Origin of the sequence: Kitasatospora sp. NBC_01287, from assembly GCF_026340565.1 — a bacterium.
In the GTDB taxonomy this organism is placed as follows: Bacteria; Actinomycetota; Actinomycetes; order Streptomycetales; family Streptomycetaceae; genus Kitasatospora.
In genome coordinates, this window is record NZ_JAPEPB010000001.1 from 3,189,694 (window position 1) to 3,208,200 (window position 18,507).

13 protein-coding genes are annotated in these 18,507 nt (G+C 73.6%); 3 read left to right on the forward strand and 10 right to left on the reverse strand.

Going from position 1 to position 18,507, the window contains the following annotated elements; all coding sequences use genetic code 11:
* Positions 1-56: 56 nt before the first annotated feature.
* The 5 genes from OG455_RS13320 to nrdR form a co-directional block, all read right to left on the reverse strand.
* Positions 57-446, reverse strand: a complete 390-nt coding sequence (locus OG455_RS13320) for a DUF742 domain-containing protein (RefSeq protein WP_266293371.1) — start codon at positions 444-446, stop codon at positions 57-59.
* Positions 443-862 carry a roadblock/LC7 domain-containing protein gene (locus OG455_RS13325; protein ID WP_266293372.1) on the reverse strand — a complete coding sequence of 140 codons (420 nt, stop codon included), beginning with the start codon at positions 860-862 and terminating at the stop codon, positions 443-445. Before OG455_RS13325 ends, OG455_RS13320 begins: the two co-directional genes overlap by 4 nt.
* Positions 862-2,541 (reverse strand): sensor histidine kinase KdpD, encoded by a 1,680-nt coding sequence (locus OG455_RS13330; protein WP_266293373.1) that lies wholly within the window; start codon positions 2,539-2,541, stop codon positions 862-864. Before OG455_RS13330 ends, OG455_RS13325 begins: the two co-directional genes overlap by 1 nt.
* Before the next feature lie 328 nt (positions 2,542-2,869).
* Positions 2,870-5,755 carry a vitamin B12-dependent ribonucleotide reductase gene (locus tag OG455_RS13335; protein ID WP_266293374.1) on the reverse strand — a complete coding sequence of 962 codons (2,886 nt, stop codon included), beginning with the start codon at positions 5,753-5,755 and terminating at the stop codon, positions 2,870-2,872.
* 202 nt (positions 5,756-5,957) lie between these two features.
* Complete coding sequence (gene nrdR, locus OG455_RS13340) at positions 5,958-6,464, reverse strand: transcriptional regulator NrdR (protein ID WP_266293375.1); 507 nt, start codon at positions 6,462-6,464, stop codon at positions 5,958-5,960.
* 673 nt (positions 6,465-7,137) lie between these two features.
* Between nrdR and lexA the strand changes: the two genes are divergently transcribed.
* The gene (gene lexA, locus OG455_RS13345) at positions 7,138-7,863 is read left to right on the forward strand and encodes a transcriptional repressor LexA (RefSeq protein ID WP_266300758.1); all 726 of its coding nucleotides are present in this window, start codon (positions 7,138-7,140) and stop codon (positions 7,861-7,863) included.
* A 124-nt stretch (positions 7,864-7,987) separates the two neighbouring features.
* Here lexA and OG455_RS13350 read toward each other — a convergent pair whose 3' ends face one another.
* The 5 genes from OG455_RS13350 to OG455_RS13370 form a co-directional block, all read right to left on the reverse strand.
* On the reverse strand, positions 7,988-10,090 hold the full coding sequence (locus tag OG455_RS13350; RefSeq protein ID WP_266293376.1) for an ATP-dependent DNA helicase: 2,103 nt from the start codon (positions 10,088-10,090) through the stop codon (positions 7,988-7,990).
* Positions 10,091-10,102: 12 nt separating this feature from the next.
* Positions 10,103-11,929, reverse strand: coding sequence for an IucA/IucC family siderophore biosynthesis protein (locus tag OG455_RS13355; RefSeq protein ID WP_266300759.1), 1,827 nt, complete (start codon positions 11,927-11,929; stop codon positions 10,103-10,105).
* Positions 11,930-12,110: 181 nt separating this feature from the next.
* Positions 12,111-13,493 (reverse strand): lysine N(6)-hydroxylase/L-ornithine N(5)-oxygenase family protein, encoded by a 1,383-nt coding sequence (locus OG455_RS13360; protein ID WP_266293378.1) that lies wholly within the window; start codon positions 13,491-13,493, stop codon positions 12,111-12,113.
* Positions 13,493-14,119, reverse strand: coding sequence for a GNAT family N-acetyltransferase (locus OG455_RS13365; RefSeq protein ID WP_266300760.1), 627 nt, complete (start codon positions 14,117-14,119; stop codon positions 13,493-13,495). Before OG455_RS13365 ends, OG455_RS13360 begins: the two co-directional genes overlap by 1 nt.
* Positions 14,011-15,825, reverse strand: a complete 1,815-nt coding sequence (locus OG455_RS13370) for an IucA/IucC family protein (protein ID WP_323185495.1) — start codon at positions 15,823-15,825, stop codon at positions 14,011-14,013. Before OG455_RS13370 ends, OG455_RS13365 begins: the two co-directional genes overlap by 109 nt.
* A gap of 303 nt (positions 15,826-16,128) precedes the next feature.
* Between OG455_RS13370 and OG455_RS13375 the strand changes: the two genes are divergently transcribed.
* Positions 16,129-17,271 (forward strand): serine protease, encoded by a 1,143-nt coding sequence (locus OG455_RS13375; RefSeq protein WP_266293381.1) that lies wholly within the window; start codon positions 16,129-16,131, stop codon positions 17,269-17,271.
* A complete protein-coding gene (locus OG455_RS13380; protein WP_266293382.1) occupies positions 17,271-18,389 on the forward strand; it encodes a serine protease in 1,119 nt (372 codons plus the stop codon). The genes OG455_RS13375 and OG455_RS13380 overlap by 1 nt, the downstream gene beginning before the upstream one ends.
* Positions 18,390-18,507 lie beyond the last annotated feature (118 nt).

Below are 18,507 nucleotides of genomic sequence, written 5' to 3' on the forward strand. Positions count from 1 at the left end.
CGGACGTACAGCTGGTTGACGAGTTCGATCAGCACCCGCTTGCGAGCGGGCCGGCCTCAGAGCCTTCGGAGTCCACGCAGCACCTGCTCCAACGTGTCGAGATCGGGCGACTGGGCCTGGACGGCGAACCGCGGGTGCCTGGCGGTGATCCGACCGGCCGCCAGCAGGTCGCCGAGCAGGATCTTCACCACGCTGATCGGCAGGCCCAGTTCGGCCGCCACCTCCACCACGGCGGTCGGCCGCTCGCAGCGCCGCAGGATCCGTGCGTGCTCGGACTGCATGCCCGGCACCGGGCGCTGCTCGGTGACGACCAGGGTGGCCACGTCGAAGGCGTGCGGCCCGACCCGGCTGCGCCCCCCGGTCACGGTGTACAGCCGGTCCGGGCCGTCCGGCGGAGCCGACCGCGGGTGCCACGCGGGTTGCGGGGGCCGCGGGGGCCGCGTCACGCGTCCGCGGCGGCGTCGTTCCCGCGCGGCGGCGCACTCAGGAACTCGCCGATCTGCTCGACCAGACCGTGCATGTTGTGGCCGACCAGGCCCACATCGGCGCTGTCGTCGGTCACCAGCGCCAGGTGGGTGCCGTGCCCGGCCGCCACGATGCACAGGATGCCGCCGTGGAACTCGGTCATCGACTGCCGCACCCCGCCGGCACCGTCGCCGAACTCGATCGAGGCGCCGTGCGCCAGGCTCTGGATGCCGGAGGCGATGGCGGCCAGCTGGTCGGCCTGATCGGCGCTCAACCCGGAGCTGTGGCAGAGCTTCAAGCCGTCCGCGGAGAGCACCAGGGCGTGCCGGGAGGCGGGTGTGTCGGCCAGGAGGTTCTCCAACAGCCAGCCGAGATCGCGGTCGGTGGTGCTGCTCATCAGGCGTTGTCCTTCGGGGTGTCCGGGGTGTCCGGGGTGATCGGGGCGAGCTGGGCGAGCGGGGTGGTGGCGTCGGCGCGCTGGGTGCTGCTGCGGATGCCCTGGCGGAAGGCGCCGAACCGGGCCGCGGTGAGGGTGCCGCCGAGCGGAGCCACCACGCCGGTGGCAGCCGTGCCTGTGGGGGCAGCTGCGCCGGTGGGGGCGGGCGTGCCGTTGCCGGTCGCGAGCGTCTGGCCGCGCCGCCGCCTGGGCAGGCCGTCCTCGTCCACGGACACGTCAGCGGCCTGAGCAACGGCCTGAGCAACGGCCGGAGCAACGGCAAGGCCCGAAGCCGACGGCAGCGCCGGCACCGCCCCGGCCGCATCGCCGGCCGCCGCCCACGCCTCCTGGTCCGTCGCCAACTGCTCCTGCCGCACCACCAGTTGATCGGGCACCAGCATCACCACGCCCGTGCCACCCCGCGAGGACGGGCGGAACGAGATCGCCAGACCGTGCTTGCGGGCCAGCGCGCCGACCACCGCGAACCCGAGCCGGGTGCCGGCCGAGAGCGTGGTCAGGTCCAGCGGCTCGCCGGAGACGGCCTGCTCGGCCCGGCGCAGCCAGACCTCGGAGAGCCCGAGCCCGCCGTCCTCCACCGTGATCGCCAGCCCGGTGTGCAACTCCTCGACGTAGATGTGCACCTCGGCCGGCGGCGCCGAGAAGTTGGCGGCGTTGTCCATCAGTTCGGCCAGCACGTGCATCACCCCCTCGGCCGCGTAGCCCGCGACCGCCGCGCCGCTGGCCGAGTGCAGCCGCACCCGCTGATAGGCGTTGATCCGGCCGAGCGCCCCGCGCAGCACGCTCTCCACCGGGATCGGCCTGCTCCAGCGCCGCCCGCTGCGGGCGCCGGTCAGCACGGCGATGCTGTCGGCCAACCGGCCCGCCTGGGCGGTGCTGTGGTCGAGCCGGAGCAGGTCGCCGAGCACCTCCTCGCCGTGCCGGTGCTCCATCTCGCGCAGTTCGGCGTGCATGCTGGTGGCCAGCGCCTGGACCCGGCCCGCCGCCGTCGCGCAGACCGCGAGCGCCGCCGCCCGCTGCCGCTCGCCGTAGGCGATCTCCTTGGCCAGCAGACCGATCAGGTCCTCGTGCGCGGTCTGCCGGTGTGCCACCAGGACGGTCTCCACCGAGGCCCCGGCCCGCAGCAGGCGGACCACCTCCGGGACCGTCCGCTCGGCCAGCAGCACGAGCTCCGCCCGCTCGTCGTCGGCCGCGGCCCGGGCGGCAGCCGCCTCGGAGCGGGCCTCCACGGCCTCCGAGCGAGCGGCCAGCATCTCGACCCGGGCCGCTTCGGCCTCGGTGTGAGCCGCATTCGCCCGGGCCCGGGCGGCCTGCGCCTGGGCCGTCGCACTCGCCGTGGCGGCCTCCGCGCGCAGCACGGCGGCCAGCGCGGCCTCCCCCTTGCCGCGGCTGACGGCCAGTTCGCCGGCCAGCCGGCGGGCCCGCCGCCGCTGCGCCAGACCCAGCACGGCGGCCACCGACCACACGGCGGCCGCCACCGCTCCCCAGAGTCCCACCACCGACCGCTCCCCCGGCGGCGCGGCACTCACGGCCACAGCCAGGGCGGCGCCCGCCGCTCCCACTGCCACCAGGGCGGCGAGCAGCGCGGCAGGTCTGCCGGACAAGCGGGAGCGTGCGGTCATGGCGCGGTTCCTCGGCGGGGGTCGGAGCCAGGGCAGGCGACAGCGCACCAGCTCCCGCAGCCCGGGAGGTTCATGATCAGTTCACGCGGTCACCAGATCATATCGATTCGGCAAACATGCTCAACCAGCCAGTTGACGTGATGTACGCCAACCCTGCACCGGTCAGCGGACGCGAACGGGGCGGGAACCCGTGGGTTCCCGCCCCGCATCACCGCTCCGCACCGCTGAGCGGGCTGAACCGTCGGCCGGGACCAGTGGAAATCAGCCGCGGCAGCCGGTGGCCGAGATCAGCCGCAGCCGCCGCCGACCCGGCAGCCGGCGGCTGGGATCAGCTGCAGCCGCTGGTCGAACCGCAGCCCTCGCAGAGGTAGCAGCTGCCCGCACGGCGCATCTTGGTGCCGCAGGAGAAGCAGAGCGGGGCGTCCGCGTTCAGGCCGAGCTGGATCTCCAGCAGCTCGGTCGAGTTGTGCGGGGCCTTGGCGGCGGGCGCGGCGACCGGCTCCGGCTTGGCGGCGGGCTCGACGGCGCGCGGGGCGGACTGGGCCAGCCCCTCGACGTCGACGTCCTCCTCCAGCGGCTCGTAGGAGCCGGTCTCCAGGTGGCGCTGGCGCTCCTCGACGGAGTGGATGCCGAGCGCCGAGCGGGTCTCGAACGGCAGGAAGTCCAGCGCCAGGCGGCGGAAGATGTAGTCGACGATCGACTGGGCCATCCGCACGTCCGGGTCGTCGGTCAGACCGGCCGGCTCGAAGCGCATGTTGGTGAACTTCGAGACGTAGGTCTCCAGCGGGACGCCGTACTGCATGCCGACCGAGACCGCGATGGAGAAGGCGTCCATCATGCCCGCGAGGGTCGAGCCCTGCTTGGACATCTTCAGGAAGACCTCGCCGAGGCCGTCGTCCGGGTAGGAGTTGGCGGTCATGTAGCCCTCGGCGCCACCCACGGTGAAGGAGGTGGTGATGCCCGGGCGACCCTTGGGCAGGCGCTTGCGGACCGGGCGGTACTCGACGACCTTCTCGACCTGCTTCTCGACCTGCTTCTCGGCGGCGGCCGGCACCGCGGCGGCGGCCGTGGCCTTGGTCTTCGCAGAGAGCGGCTGGCCGACCTTGCAGTTGTCGCGGTAGATGGCCAGCGCCTTCACGCCGAGCTTCCACGCCTCGAAGTAGATCTCCTCGACCTCTTCGACGGTGGCGTCCTGGGGCATGTTGACCGTCTTGGAGATCGCGCCGGAGATCCACGGCTGGATCGCCGACATCATCCGCACGTGGCCCATCGGCGAGATGGAGCGCTCGCCCATCGCGCAGTCGAAGACCTCGTAGTGCTCGGTCTTCAGGCCCGGGGCGTCCAGCACGTTGCCGTGCTCGCCGATGTGGGCGACGATCGCCTCCACCGACTCGCCGTGGTAGCCGAGCCGGGTCAGGGCGCGCGGCACGGTGTTGTTGACGATCTGCATCGAGCCGCCGCCGACCAGCTTCTTGAACTTGACCAGGGCGAGGTCGGGTTCGACGCCGGTGGTGTCGCAGTCCATCATCAGGCCGATGGTGCCGGTGGGGGCGAGCACCGAGGCCTGCGCGTTGCGGAAGCCGTTCTGCGCGCCGAGGCGGAGCACGTCCTGCCAGGTCTCGGTGGCGGCGGCCCAGACGGGGGCGTCCAGCTCGTCCACCGCGACGGCGGCGTTGCTGGCGTCCGCGTGCTGCTTCATGACCTGCTGGTGCGGGGCGGCGTTGCGGGCGTAGCCGTCGTACGGGCCGACCACGCCGGCCAGTTCGGCGCCGCGGCGGTAGGCGGTGCCGGTCATCAGCGAGGTGATCGCGCCGGCCAGCGCGCGGCCGCCGTCGGAGTCGTAGGCGTGGCCGGTGGCCATCAGCAGGGCGCCGAGGTTGGCGTAGCCGATGCCGAGCTGGCGGAAGGCGCGGGTGGTCTCGCCGATCTTCTCGGTCGGGAAGTCGGCGAAGCAGATCGAGATGTCCATCGCGGTGATGACCAGCTCGACCACCTTGGCGAAGGTCCCGGCGTCGAAAGTGTCGTCGTCGCGCAGGAACTTCATCAGGTTCAGCGAGGCCAGGTTGCAGCTGGAGTTGTCCAGGTGCATGTACTCCGAGCAGGGGTTGGAGGCGTTGATCCGGCCCGACTCGGGGCAGGTGTGCCAGTGGTTGATGGTCGAGTCGTACTGGATGCCCGGGTCGGCGCAGGCCCAGGCGGCCTCGGCCATCTTGCGGAAGAGCTTCTTGGCGTCGACGGTCTCGATGACCTCGCCGGTCATCCGGGCCCGCAGACCGAATTCCGAACCGGATTCCACGGCCCGCATGAATTCGTCGGAGACCCGGACCGAGTTGTTGGCGTTCTGGTACTGCACGGAGGTGATGTCGTCGCCGCCCAGGTCCATGTCGAAGCCGGCGTCGCGCAGCGCGCGGATCTTCTCCTCCTCCTTCACCTTGGTCTCGATGAAGGCCTCGACGTCGGGGTGGTCGACGTCCAGCACGACCATCTTGGCCGCGCGGCGGGTGGCGCCGCCGGACTTGATGGTGCCGGCCGAGGCGTCGGCGCCGCGCATGAAGGAGACCGGACCCGAGGCGTTGCCGCCGGAGGAGAGCAGTTCCTTGGAGGAGCGGATCCGGGAGAGGTTCAGGCCGGCGCCGGAGCCGCCCTTGAAGATCATCCCCTCTTCCTTGTACCAGTCGAGGATCGAGTCCATGGAGTCGTCGACGGCCAGGATGAAGCAGGCGCTGACCTGCTGCGGCTGCTTGGTGCCGACGTTGAACCAGACCGGCGAGTTGAAGCTGAACACCTGGTGGAGGAGGGCGTGGGTCAGCTCGTGCTCGAAGGTCTCGGCATCGGCGGGCGTGGCGAAGTAGCCGTGCTTCTCACCGGCGGCGCGGTAGGTGAGCACCACGCGGTCGATGATCTGCTTGAGGCTCCACTCGCGCTGCGGGGTGCCCACCGCGCCGCGGAAGTACTTCGAGGTGACGATGTTCACCGCGTTGACCGACCAGAAGTCGGGGAACTCGACGCCGCGCTGCTCGAAGTTGATCGAGCCGTCACGCCAGTTGGTCATGACGACGTCGCGCCGCTCCCAGCTGACCGCGTCGTAGGGGTGGACCCCAGGAGTGGTGTAGATGCGCTCGATCCGCAGGCCGCCCTTGGGAGCCTTGCCGGCCCCCTTCCCCGCCTTCTCGGACTTCGACCCGCGTGCGGAACCGCTCGTCGTGTCTGTCACTGCTTCTCCTCCTCCTGGGCATACGCCCCGCATACCCCAATTGTCGCTTTTCAGCGCAGAGGGGTATCGCTGCTTCTTCGCTTCTCCTGGTGTGCGGGCAGGCCGGACAGGCCGACCGGTTCGCACCGCTTGTATGGGTTCGCGCGCCGTTTCCGGACGCGCCCGCGGCCCTTGCGGGCCGCGCTTCTCGCCGCCTGGTGCCCTAGGGCGCCGCGGCGGGGAGGGCGGCCGCAGCGCCGCCCTCGGCCGGAGCCGGCCCGGGGAGCTCGGCCCCGCGCAGCTCCGTGATGGCCGCCTCGAAGTCCGACAGCCCGTCGTAGGCCTGGTAGACCGAGGCGAAACGCAGGTACGCCACCACGTCCAGGTCCTTGAGCGGGCCGAGTATGGCCAGCCCGACGTCATGGGTGGAGAGCTCCGCGTTGCCGCTGGCCCGCACGCACTCCTCGACCCGCTGGCCGAGCAGCGCGAGGGCGTCCTCGGTGACCGGTCGGCCCTGGCAGGCCTTGCGGACGCCGGAGATCACCTTCTCCCGGCTGAACGGCTCGGTCACCCCGCTGCGCTTGATCACCATCAGCGCGGCCGTCTCCACCGTGGTGAAGCGGCGGCCGCAGTCGGGGCACTGCCGGCGGCGGCGGATCGAGCTGCCGTCGTCCGTGGTGCGACTGTCGACCACGCGACTGTCCGAGTGCCGGCAGAAGGGGCAGTGCACGGGACCGACTCCCTTCTGGGTCTGGCTGGCGGGCGAGCAGCGTCCAGTCTAGGCGACGCCCACCATGATCAAGTACCGGGGACCACAACCTGTGGGCCACGGGGACCTATGTAACCACTAGATCTAGGCCGCTGTCCCGATCGGACACACCCGATTCGGTGTCGCGCGGATCACCCGGCGCAATCGCCGCTGGTCAGTTGCCGGGGGCCGCCGGACAGGCTCACCCGGACGGCGCAGGGGCGGATTCCGGCCGACTGTCGGCCACCTCGCCCCCGCACCCCACCCGGGCCCGCCGCGCCCTTTAGAATCGATCTGATCGAACATTTAATCGACATACACCGAATGCCTTGATCAAGTCAGCCGACTCCCTGATAATTCACTCGAACGTGTGTTTGGCGCAACCTTTCGATAGGTGCTGCCGTTGGGCTGGGCAGGCAAGGGAGAACGCCCGACGAGAGGGGCCGCCGTGAGCACCGTACAGACCACCAGCAGCAGTTCCACCGCAATCCAGAACCTCCCGAACACCGTGGCCGACGGCCGCGGTATCCCGGGGCAGGAGCGCGCCCCGCACCTCGCGGGTCGGACCACCGCGGACCACCAGAGCATGGACCAGAGCATGGATCGCAGCGACAACGAGCGCCCCGGCACCGCGCCGGGCTTCCTCCCCGACCAGCTGGTCGAGCACGCCTCGGTGCAGGACGTGCCGCTCGGCTTGCCGAACGGCCAGGCCCGCTCACTGCCCGGCCGCCCCCCCGGGATCCGCACCGACGAGGCCGGGCTGACCGAGCGCCAGCGCCGGGTGATCGACGTGATCAGGGATTCGGTGCAGCGGCGCGGCTACCCGCCGAGCATGCGGGAGATCGGCCAGGCCGTCGGCCTCTCCTCCACCTCCTCGGTGGCCCACCAGCTGATGGCCCTGGAGCGCAAGGGCTTCCTGCGCCGCGACCCGCACCGGCCGCGGGCCTACGAGGTGCGCGGCGTCGAGGTGACCCGGCCCAACACCGCCGAGGCCGCCGGGCGCCCGTCCACCTCCTACGTGCCGCTGGTCGGGCGGATCGCCGCCGGCGGCCCGATCCTGGCCGAGCAGACGGTGGAGGACGTCTTCCCGCTGCCCCGTCAACTGGTCGGCGAGGGCGAGCTGTTCGCGCTCACCGTGCGCGGCGACTCGATGATCGAGGCCGCGATCTGCGACGGTGACTGGGTCACCGTGCGCCGCCAGCCGGTTGCCGAGAACGGCGACATCGTGGCCGCGATGATCGACGGCGAGGCCACCGTGAAGCGCCTCAAGCGCGAGGACGGCCGGATCTGGCTGATGCCGCACAACCCCGCCTACGAGCCCATCCCCGGCGACAACGCGACCATCCTGGGCAAGGTGGTGGCGGTGCTGCGCCGCCTCTGAGGGACGGCCCACTGACAGGCTGCCTCCGCAGCCCGCTGGCAGGCCGCGGCGGGCTGCGGAGGCAGCCTGGAGCACGGCTGAGCCCCTGCCGATCGGCAGGGGCTCAGCCGTGCTCCAGGCGTGCTCAGCCGCGCTTGGCGACGGGGCGCGGCGGCGGCGCGGCGGCCGCGATCGCCGCCAGCGAGCGCCGCACCTGGTTGCGGTCGGTGGTGTACCAGAAGTCCGGCATCGAGGCGCGGAAGAAGCCGCCGTACCGGGCGGTGGCCAGTCGCGGATCGAGCACCGCGACCACGCCGCGGTCCTCCGCCGCCCGGACCAGCCGGCCCGCGCCCTGCGCCATCAGCAGCGCGGCGTGCGTGGCCGCCACCGCCATGAAGCCGTTCCCGCCGGCCTCCTCGACGGCCTTCTGCCGCGCGCTCATCAGCGGGTCGTCCGGGCGCGGGAACGGGATCCGGTCCATCACCACCAGCTGGCAGGCGGAGCCCGGCACGTCCACCCCCTGCCAGAGCGAGAGGGTGCCGAAGAGGCAGCTCTCCGGATCGCTCGCGAAGGCCCGGATCAGCTCGCCCAGGGTGTCCTCGCCCTGCAGCAGGATCGGGAAGTCGAGCCGCTCACGCAGCTGCTCGGCGGCGTTCTGGGCGGCCCGCATCGAGGAGAAGAGGCCCAGCGTGCGCCCGCCGGCCGCGCCGATCAGCTCGGCCAGCTCGTCCAGCATCTGCGGCCGGTCCGGCTCCCGGCCCGGCGGCGGCAGGTGCTTGGCGACGTAGAGGATGCCCTGCTTGGGGTAGGAGAACGGCGAGCCGACGTCCAGCCCGCGCCAGTACGGCGGGGCGTCCTCGCCCTCGGCCCGCTCCGGCTCGGCGCCGCCGCGCAGGTCCGGCAGCCGGCCCTCACCGGGCAGGCCGACCGAGGCGGCCACCCCGTTGAAGTCACCGCCGAGCTTGAGGGTGGCCGAGGTGAGCACCACCGAGCGTTCCTTGTAGAGGTTCTCCCGCAGCAGGCCGGAGACGCTCATCGGCGCCACCCGCAGCGAGGCCGGAACCAGGCCGTAGCGGTCGTTGCGCTCGATCCAGACCACGTCGTACGGCGACTCGGAGAGCAGCCGCTCGGTGGTGTCGTGCAGCGTCTCGGCGGCGGCCATCGCCTGCTTGCGCACCGCGTCCTCGTCGCTCAGGCCCTTGTCCCTGGTCTCGCCGAGCGAGGTGATCACCAGGCGGCTGGCGTCCCGGATCGCGGCGACCGCGTAGCCGAGGTACTCGGGCAGCTCGTCGACCTTGCCGGGCTGGGCGGTCTCCATCAGGCCGTGGTAGCTCTCGGCGGCGGCCTGCAGCGCGTCCACCGCCTTCTCGTTGGCGAGCCGGGCGGCCCGCTTGACGGCCCGGTTGACCGCGCCGACGGTCAGTTCGGCGGTGGCCGCACCGGTCACCCGGTTCACCAGCTCGTGCGCCTCGTCGATGATCAGCAGCTCGTGCTCGGGCAGCACCGGGGCGCCCTCGATCGCGTCGATCGCCAGCAGCGCGTGGTTGGTGACCACCACGTCGGCGAGCTTGGCCCGCTCCCTGGCCTGCTCCGCGAAGCACTCCTGGCCGTACGCGCAGCGGGTGGCGCCCAGGCACTCCCGGGAGCTGACGGAGAGTTGGGCCCAGGCCTTGTCGGATACCCCGGGGCTCATGTCGTCGCGGTCGCCGGTCTCGGTCTCGTCCGCCCAGTCGCGCAGCCGCAGGACGTCCTGGCCGAGCTTGCCGCTGGGACCGCCGAGCGCCTCGACCGGGTCGAAGAGCCCCTCGCCCTCCTCGCTCGGGGTGCCCTCCCTGGCCCGGTGCAGGCACAGGTAGTTGGAGCGGCCCTTGAGCATCGCGAAGAGCGGGCGGCGGCGCAGGATCGGGTGCAGCGCCTCCACCGTGCGGGGCAGGTCCCGCTCCACCAACTGGCGTTGCAGCGCCAGGGTGGCGGTGGCCACCACCACCCGGTCCCCGTGCGCGAGCGCGGGGACCAGGTAGGCGAGTGACTTGCCGGTGCCGGTGCCGGCCTGCACCAGCAGGTGCTCGGCGCCGTCGACGGCGTCGGCCACGGCCTCGGCCATCTGGATCTGGCCGGGCCGTTCGACTCCGCCGACCGCGGCGACCGCGGCGTGCAGGAGCTCGGGGATGCGGCCGGTCGGTACGGGGCCCGGGCCCGGGGCGTTCGATCCCTCGGCGGGCGGCTGGGGTGCGGAGTCGTTCGTCATGGCCGTTCCACCCTACGGGGCCCCACTGACAAAGCCCTCGCGCGGACCGGGGTGCTCCGGCGCTTCCCCGGCTCGCGGGGCCGCCGCCAGCGGGTTCGGCACCTGCCCGTGCACCGCCGCGTGCGGGCGCTCGGCGCGGTCCCGATAGCCGTCCAGCAGCAGGCGGTTGCGGTTCAGGCAGAGCCGGTCGATCGTCGGCGTGAGCAGGTCGAAGAGCGCGAACCGCTCGGCCAGCTCGGGGAAGCGCTCCTGGTACGCCAGGACCTCGGCCCGCAGCAAGCCCCAGAACTCCGCCTCCGGCAGCCCGGCCCGCCGCTCCAGCAGCGGCGCGAGGTAGCGGTAGACGCCGATGAAGAGGCCCGCGTGCAGGAACTGGCACAGGCCCGCCGGCGGCTCCCGCAGCAGCACCCGCGCCACGGCGGGCGGCAGCTCGCGCAGCTCGGGCAGGTCCTGGTCACTGAGGTTCACGTCGTCGACGAAGTCCTTGACCGCCAGCCGCACCGGGACGTCGGCACTGTCGAAGAGCAGGATCGCGTTCTCGCCGTGCGGGGAGAAGACCGTGCCGTAGCGGTAGAGGAAGTGCAACAGCGGCGGCAGCATCACGCCGAGGAGCCGGGCCGCCCAGGCACGGGCGGTGAGCCCCGAGCGGGCGATCAGCTCCTCGGCCAGCGACCGCCCGTCCGCCCCGGTCTGCAGCAGCGCGGCCAGCGTGCGCCCGCGCTCCCCCGGCGCGAGGTACGCGCCGAGCGGCTCGCGCCAGATCGCGCCGAGCAGCTCCTTGTACTGGTAGGGCGCCTCCGGCAGCCGCGCGTAGTAGGGGTGCTCGACGGTGACCGAGGCGACCTCGCCGAGCAGCACCACCCGGCACTCCTCGCGCAGGAACGGGTCGCGGTCGCGCAGCCCGTGGATCCACGCGGTGACGGCCGGGGCGGCCAGCGTGCGCTCGGTCGGCAGGCCGCGCCAGACCAGCGTGTTGAGCACCGAGAGCGGCAGCTTGACCGTGTGCCGGTGCGGGCTGGTCACGTTGAAGAAGGAGCGGATCGACTGCTGCGGCAACCGCAGGTCGCCGTCGGGGGGCAGCAGCACGATCCGCCCCTCGGCGACCCAGGGGGCGAAGAGCGGCAGCACGGTCTCGTCCCACTGCCAGGGGTGCACCGGCAGCAGCAGGTAGGCGGCCGGGTCCAGGCCCTGGTCCGCCAGGCGCCGCCGGTAGCCGGCCAGCACCTCGGCGTCCAGCTCGGCCCGGTGGAGCACCTCGGCCTCGGCCAGCGCGCCGGTGCCGCGGTACTCGGCCAGGTCCCGGTGCACGGCGAGCCAGTTCAGCCGCGCCGGTGTGCGGGCCTCGGGGGTCCAGGCGGCGGCGTCGGTGGCGGAGAAGCCGAGCCGGCCCTTGTTGAGCACCAGCCACGGGTGGCCGCTCTGGTGGCCCTCCAGCGCGGTGTGGTCCAGGTCGGCCAGCTCGGCCGCGCTCAGCGCGCCGGCCGCCAGCCGCACGTCGGCGAGCAGGGTGGCGGTCAGCTCGCGGACCAGGTGGCCGCTGGTGTCGCCGGAGAGCCCGAGTAACCCGCGGGCCGCCAGCACGAAGGCGAACGGGTCCGCGGCCGGCTGCCCGTCGGCCCGGATCGACCCCGGGTCGACCTGCCAGCTGCCGTACGCCCCGCGCCGGGCGGTGAAGCGGTACTCGGGTCCCTCGGGCAGCGCGAGCCGGTAGCCGTCCGGCACCGGCTCGGGGTGCAGCAGCTCCTCGTAGCTGAACTCCGCCAGCAGCTTGGCCAGCAGCGCGCGGCAGGCCGCCTGCCAGCGCGGGCGGGTCAGCTGCCGCGTCACCGGCTCGGCCACGGGTGCGGCCGCGTGCTCGGCCACGGGTGCGGCCGAGCGCTCGGCCTGCGGCCGGGCGCCCTGCTGGGGCAGTGACGGGAGCGGGGGCCGGGTTGACTGGGGCTGGGCTGACGGGGGCTGGGCTGACTCGGGCTGGGGCGACTCGGGCTGGGGCGGCTGGGGCGTCGGCTGGATCGACGGGTCAGCGGCGGGCGGACGGGGCACGGTTCCACTCCTCGGGGAAGGCACCGCCCTGGGCGGGCAGGGCGGGCGGGGCGGCCGGGGCGAAGCTGGTCCAGGCGGTCCGGGTGGGCAGCCGGTGCACCGCGCGGCCGGTGACCGCGTTGAGGATCACCGCCGCGCGGTGGGCGCCGAGCCCGAGATCGGGGGTGCCGACGCCGTGCGTGTGCAGCTCGGCGTTCTGCACGTACAGACCGCCGGTCAGCTCTTCGCGGGTGGCCACCCGGTGGTCCAGGTCGACCCGGAACCGGCCCCGCTCGTCCCAGTCGATCAGCTCGGCCAGCGGCTCGAGGGCCGCCGGGCGCCCGGCCCGGTAGCCGGTGGCCAGCACCACGGCGTCGCTGCGCAGCACCCGGGCGAGCCCGGAGTCCCGGTGCAGGCAGCGCAGTTCCAGTCCGCCGCACGGCCCGGGCAGCGCCTCGGCCACCTCGGTACCGGGCAGGATCTCGGCGTCCGCGGACCCGATCGGGCGCCCGATGGTCCGCTCGTAGAGCAGGTCGTGGATCTCGGCCAGGGTCTCGGCGCTGGCCGCCTTGTGCAATTGCCACTGCTCGGCCACCAGCCGGTCGCGGACCGGGGCGGGCAGCGCGTGGAAGTAGCGCGTGTAGTCCGGGGTGAAGTGCTCCAGGCCCAGCTTGGAGTACTCCATCGGGGCCAGCGCCCTGGTCCGGGTGAGCCAGCGCAGCCGGGTGCCGTCCCCGGCCCGCGAGCGCAGCAGGTCCAGGAAGACCTCGGCACCCGACTGCCCCGAGCCGACCACGGTGATGTCCCGGGCACCGGCGAGCGCGCCCCGGCGCTCCAGGTACTGCCCGGAGTGGAAGACCTCCGGCCGCCCGTCGAGCGCGGCGAAGGCCTGCGGCCGCACCGGCTCGGTGCCGACCCCGAGCACCAGGTTGCGGGCCGAGACCTCGCGGGTGCCCGCGCCGGTCGCCAGGGTGGCCCGGAAGCGGCCGTCCGCCCAGCGCACCGCCGTCACCTCGGTGCCGAAGCGGCAGTCGGGCAGCGCCTCGGCCGCCCAGCGGCAGTAGTGGTCGTACTCGCGGCGCGGCAGCTGGAAGCGCTCGGCGAAGTAGAACGGGAAGAGCCGCTCGTGCTCGCGCAGGTAGTTGAGGAAGGACCAGGGGTTGGTCGGGTCGACCAACGAGACCAGGTCGGCCAGGAACGGCACCTGCATCCTGGCCCCGTCCACCAGCATCCCGGGGTGCCAGCGGAACTCGGGCCGTCGCTCGCAGAAGAGCGCGCGCAGTCCGGGCACCCGGTCGGCGAGCGCGGCCAGCGAGAGGTTGAACGGGCCGATGCCGACGCCCAGCAGGTCGAGCTCCTCCTCCATCGGCTGAGCCTCCATCAGGTGCTCCTCTCACGCATCATCAGCGCCGCGCGCTTCTCGGGCAGCTCGATCTCGCCGGTGCTGGTGAAACCGGCCCGTGCGAAGGCCCGCACCGACGGGGTGTTGCGCACATCGGGCTCGGCGACCACCCGCGGGCTGGTCCGCAGCAGGTGCTCGGCCATCGCGGCGAGCAGCACCGCGCCCAGGCCCCTACCCCGGCTGCGCGCCGGCCCCAGCAGCAGGTGCAGCCCGATGTCGCCCGGCTCGACCGGGTAGTACGCGGCCAGCCGGTCCTGCTCGACCCGGTAGACCTCCCAGTAGCTGATCGGCTCGCCGTTCAGCAGGCCCAGCTGGGGCACGCTGCGGCCGTCCCCGTCCAGTTGGGCGCGCACGTGCCGCTCGGTGACCGAGGGCGGTCCGGCCAGCTCCCAGAAGGCGTCCACCGCCGGGTCGTTCATCCACTCGGTGATCAGCGGCAGGTCCTCGGGCCGCACGAGCCGCAGCCGGAACTGTCCGGCCGGGGTGGTCAGCGCGGTCATCCGGCCGCCACCGGATTGGGGATGGTGACGTAGACGGACTGCGTCGCCACCGGGCCGACGAGTTCGTCCAGTCCGTGCAGCCGGGTGAGCAGGTTGGCCTTGCAGCGCAGACTGGGGGCGGCCAGCAGGTGGTCGGGCAGTGTGGAGCCGGTGGCCCTGGCGGCGGGGCCGGCCAGGAACCGGCGCAGCGCCGCCAGCAGCACCCGCTCGTCGGCCAGCCGCTGCGAGCCGAAGGCGCCGATCAGGCCGAGCAGGTGGTTGATCCCCAGGTAGTAGGCGAAGCGCTCGTCGGCCACCGCGTCCTCGACGAAGGTGTCGCTGTCGCGGCCCAGCCCCGGCAGCCGGGCCGTGAGCCGCTCGGCGTGCGAGGCGCGGAAGTAGTAGCCCTGGTTGTCGCGGAACCGGCCGCCGGCGGGCCAGCCGGCGGCGTCCAGCAGGACCAGGCTGTTCTGCTGGTGCGCCTCCAGGGCGATGCCGGCCTGCCCGTCCAGCCAGAGCACCGGGAGCACCACCGCGTCCAGGTAGCGCAGGAACCACTCGGCGGCCACCGTCGGCAGCGGGCGGCCGCTGCGGCGGGCCAGCGAACGCAGCAGGTCGCCGAGTTCGGAGGGCACCTTGTGGGCCGGCTCGCCGAGCGGGCGCTCGGCGACCAGCCCGGCCACGCAGATCGCCCGGTCGGTGTCGGCGAAGGGCTGCTGCCGCAGCACGGTGTCCAGACCGCCGGCGGACTGCTCGCCGACACCGGGCAGGTCCACCCCGATCCAGGCCGGGTCGCGCACGATGTCGAAGCCGGGGTGCGCGGCCCGCCACTGGGCGCCCAGGCCCGCCTCCAGCAGCCGGTGCACCTCCAGGCCCCGGTGCAGTTCCTTGCGCAGGTTCTCCCGGCGGGAGTTGGTGATCCGCAGGCCCAGCGAGAGCTTCAGCATCCACGGCGTGCCGGGGCGGCAGACGGTGCGCACCGAGGAGGTCGGGTACCAGGGGGCGCCGTGCCGGCCGAGGTCGTGCAGCGCGCCCTCGGCGAGCAGCCGGGCCACCAGCGGGCGGCGCTCCAACTCCTGGGCCTGCCAGGGGTGCAGCGGCAGTGCGGCGGTGTTCGGCGGCAGCAGGCCCGGGGCGCCGAGCAGTTCGGCGGTCAACTGCTCGGCGGTCAGCCGCTCGGACCCGGCCGACAGCGCGGAGCCGCTGGCGAGCAGGTCGCGGTCAACGGCGTACCAGTGCAGTGCGAAGGAGCCGCGCAGTTCGGGCGAGTAGGCCGTGCTCTGGGCCGGCCCCAGGCCGTCGCGACTCTTCGGATCGGGCTGCAGCGGGTGGCCGAGCAGCAGCGACTGCTCGGCCCGCAGGAAGGCCGAGTCGGGCACCGGCCCCAGGTGCCGGCGACGGTGGCGCAGCACGTCAGCGGTCCGCCGCACCGAGTCGGCCACCCTTCCGGCCAGGTCGGCGATCTGCTCGGGAGCCGGATCGGCGCCGACCGACCTCGCCAGCAGGGCGGCGGCGGTCACCGGGTCCAGCGCGGCGCCGTCGTCCGCCTGCCCGGGGGCCAGCACGGCCGGCCCGAACCGGTGCCAGCCGCACGGCGACCAGTAGCGCACGGCCGCCAGCAGCCGGGCCGCGCCGTCCAGCACCGGGATCCGCAGCACGCCGTCCTCCCCCGGTCGGGCCCCGGTCTCCCGGCACCAGCAGCGCAGCAGTGCCTCCATGCCCGCCTGCTCGGCCGCCACCGCGGGATCCTGGTGCAGCAGCGGATCGGACTCGGCCCACTGGTCCAGCTGGCGGGGGACGGTGGCCGGGGCTCCGGTCAGGGCGGTGCTCAAGGCTGCTCCTCGGTGCGCGTCGAGAGGGCGCCGCCGACGCGCGTGCACCCCGGCGGGGGACATCCACTCGGTGCAACGAGCAAGTCGCCCGGGAATCACGGCCGGTGGGGCCGACGGCCGGAAATCGCCGTCCGGATCGGCGGGTGCGACGTCCCTCGCGCATCGGTGACCGGTCATCACCAGGCGCGACCGGGGCACCCGAACCACCCGTGCCGGCCGCATGGCAGACTCCCACCTGCCCGACAGGCGCGTGCGGGCGCCGTCGCGATAACTCGACATGGGGGAACTGAACAGATGTCACCGATGAACAGCGCAGGACGCCGACGCTCCGCGGCCGTCGGCGCCGCGGCCGCCCTGACCCTGCTCGCCACCGCGGGCTGCGGGTCGAGCGCCACCCGGCAGGCGGCCCCGCCCGCACCGAGCCCCACTTCGGCGGCACCCGCTCCGTCGAACGGGCTGGCGCTGCCCAGCGGGCTGCCCGGTGGCCTGCCCAGTCTGAACGACCTGAAGAAGTGGAAGTTCTCGGACTGGGACAACTGGGCCAAGCAGCACGCGATCCCGCAGGCGGTCAAGGGCTTCTGGAACCTGCAGAAGATGCTCCAGGCCAAGCCCAGCGACCCGGTCGTCCAGCCGCAGCAGCCCACCGACGGCGGCACCGACCCGCTGCCCGCCCCGCTCCCGGCCCAGGCGATAGCCCACCCGTACGCGCAGAACGCGGTGGACGGCAAGGTCTTCTTCGACGTCGCTCCCGGCAAGCACGCGGTCTGCTCGGCCACCGTGATCTCCGACCCGCAGCACCCGGGCAAGAGCAACCTGATCTGGACCGCCGGGCACTGCCTGACCAGTGGCAAGAGCGGGCAGCAGTACAGCAACATCGCGTTCGTCCCGGCCTTCAACAGCTCCGGCGCGGTCAGCGGCGGCAAGCAGGTCGACAATCAGGGCCAGTTCGCGCCGTTCGGCGTCTGGGACGCCACCGCCGGGATCTCCTCGCCGCAGTGGTACGCGGAGGGCGGCGAGACCGGCGGCCCGGCCAGCCAGTACGACTTCGCGATCATCCGGGTGCAGAGCCAGGACGGCAGCGGGAAGTCGCTGGAGGAGACGGTCGGCGGCTCGGTCCCGGTCTGGTTCAACGCCCCGCGCGACCAGCTGAAGATCAACGCGGTCGGCTACCCGGCCGCGCCGCCGTTCGACGGCATGGAGATGGAGCACTGCGACGGGGGCCAGGCCACCCGGCTCTCCTTCGACACCTCGCGCCCGGCGATGGACGTGATCGGCTGCGGCATGACCGCCGGCTCCAGCGGCGGCGGCTGGTTCGCGCTCAGGAACGGCAAGCCCGCGCTGGTCAGCAACACCTCGATCGGCCCGGAGGAGAGCGGCTGGCTGGCCGGCCCGTACCTGGACGACGTGGCGCAGAGCGCGCTGGACTACATCAGCAAGAAGGGCTGATGACCGGCCGCCCCGCCCGCACCCCGCGCGCCACCGCCGTCCGGCTCCCGATCGCCGCGGCGCTGGCCGCCGCCCTGGCGCTCACCGCCGGGTGCGGCTCGGGTGCCGGGCGGGGCGGCGATCCGCGCGCACTGCCTGGTCTGCCCGATCTGCGCGGCTGGAGCAGCGCCGACTGGTCCCGCTGGGCGCAGCAGCACCTGCTGCACAACGAGATCGCCCGCGACCTCTGGTCCCCCGCCGCGATGAAGGCGCCCGCGGCGCCCGGCACGGCCGCCGCCGCCCCCTCGCCGTCCGCCGTGCCCGCCCCGGCGCGGACCGGCAGCGACCCGCTGCCCGGGCCCGTCCCGGCGCGGCCGGTCCCGCACCCCTACCCGGCCGATCTCGCGGTCTTCGGCAGGCTGCTCGCCAAGAGCCCGCAGGGGACCTACACCTGCTCGGGCACCGTGGTGAGCGATCCGGCGCACCCCGGCAAGAGCAACCTGGTGTGGACCGCCGGGCACTGCCTGCACGGCGGCAAGGGCGGCGACTGGCTGAAGAACATCGCCTTCGTGCCGGACTACAACAGCGCCGGTGCGGCCGGTGGCGGCCGCTCGGCCACCCTCGCCCAGGTCGCCCCGCTGGGCCGCTGGTGGGCGGACCACGCCATGGTCGCCCCGCAGTGGATGGCGGAGGGCAGCGACGCGGCGGGCGGCGCGGTCAGCCAGTACGACTCGGGGATCATCCGGGTCACCGACCCCGACCTGCCGGGCACCTCGCTGGAGGAGGCGGTGGGCGGCTCGGTGCCGATCTGGTTCGACGCCCCGCGCGAGCGGATCGGCGCGGTCACGGCCTACGGGTTCCCGGCCCTGCAGCCCTTCGACGGCCAGCAGCTGGACTCCTGCGCCGGCGGCGGCCCCGGCCGGCTCTCCTACGATCCGACCCGCCCCGCCATGCTGACCATCGGCTGCACCATGACCGCCGGCGCCAGTGGCGGCGGCTGGCTGGCCACCGGCCCCGACGGCAGGCCGGCGTTGGTCAGCAACACCTCGATCGGCCCCAGCCCGGCCAGCTGGGTGGCCGGGCCGCAACTGGACGATCAGGCACGGCAGATGTTCACCGCCATGACCGAACTGCCCTGAGTGCCCGCATGCCGCGTGCCCGGCGGATCGCACGCGGCGGGCAGCGCGAAGGGCCCCGGATCACTCCGGGGCCCTTCGTCCTGGCTCACTTGCGGTCGCGCTCGCGCTCGCCCAGGGT